This window comes from Alcanivorax sp. HI0044, from assembly GCF_001634945.1.
In genome coordinates, this window is record NZ_LWEZ01000127.1 from 1 (window position 1) to 1,257 (window position 1,257).

Here is a 1,257-nt window from a genome sequence, read left to right on the forward strand (position 1 = left end):
AAAAAACACCCGATGCCGGGTTGACACCCGAGGGGTGATGAGTAGAATTCTTTCCCGCAACGAAGCGTGTCTTCGCTGCGGAAAAAAGCGGGAATAGCTCAGCTGGTAGAGCACAACCTTGCCAAGGTTGGGGTCGCGAGTTCGAATCTCGTTTCCCGCTCCAAGATTCTGAAAGCCTCGGTTATGCCGAGGTTTTTTCTTGGTGAAACAGTTAAATGGCGCGGTGGCAGAGTGGTCATGCAGCGGACTGCAACTCCGTTAACGCCGGTTCGATTCCGACCCGCGCCTCCAATTACCGACCCACACGGGCGATGAAGTGACAGGCACAGCTTGAGTCGTCATTTCAACAGAAAGATAAATAGAAACAGTCGCTTAACCTGTCCCTGTTTTTATTTCACGCTTAACGCGCACGATGATCTTCCTGCGGGTATGGTGAAATTGGTAGACACAACAGACTTAAAATCTGTCGACCATTAGGTCATGCCGGTTCAAGTCCGGCTACCCGCACCAACTTCTCTTGCTCCTCTTCTCTTATTCCATCGCGCCGGCATTTCAGCCTGTTGACCCATTGTGCTCGTCTGCCGGGTGGCTAGTTTAAGGCACCGCCCGGCATCAGCTTTGCGCGCTTGCAAGTGCATTTTATTGCGCTTTCTTTGTCGGTTTGGCCTGTTTTATCCCTGAAAAATCAGCTTTCTAGCCTGCGCTATTCATGTGATTTATTGCCGCTTTCTGTCAGTTTCTGGTAGCCTCACACTTTAGTCTTAGCCCTGCAAAGGGGCCTGGATAACAACAAGCCGGAAAAGGCATGAGGGCTATCTCAATGAACTGGTTCCAGAACCTGTCCGTGCGGCTGAAGATCTTGTCTGTAGCCGGGCTGGGGATTGTGCTGTTTGTGGTCTACGCGGCCTACAGCTTCTACATCGCCGAAACCAATATCGATCATCTCAAGCGGATTGAAAGCCAGGACTTCCCGGTTCTTGAGTTGATCAATGCGAATAATGTGGATTTTATCGCTATTAGCGAATCCTACATCGCGGCCATAACCCAGGCGGACCCGGACCTGTTGGAAGAAGCTCAGTCCAGGGCGGCGGCCTTCGAGCAGCGGCTGGGTGACATTCGACGCACCGATCCAACGCTTTCCGCTGGTGTGGAAGAATTGCGACGCAATTTTACCGCCTATATCGACGAAGCGACGGCGCTGGCCCGCAGCCTGATTACCAATAACGGTTCGTCGGATGATCTTTACCAGCGTATAGG

At 52.1% G+C, this 1,257-nt stretch carries 3 tRNA genes and 1 pseudogene; all 4 read left to right on the forward strand.

Features of this window, described 5'->3' with window-relative positions:
• The first annotated feature begins 87 nt into the window (after positions 1-87).
• A tRNA-Gly gene (locus A3730_RS01565) sits at positions 88-163 on the forward strand.
• 54 nt (positions 164-217) lie between these two features.
• Positions 218-291: transfer RNA gene (locus A3730_RS01570), tRNA-Cys, on the forward strand.
• 132 nt (positions 292-423) lie between these two features.
• Positions 424-510: transfer RNA gene (locus A3730_RS01575), tRNA-Leu, on the forward strand.
• 295 nt (positions 511-805) lie between these two features.
• Positions 806-1,257, forward strand: a pseudogene (locus A3730_RS01580) (two-component system sensor histidine kinase/response regulator); the annotation flags it as partial.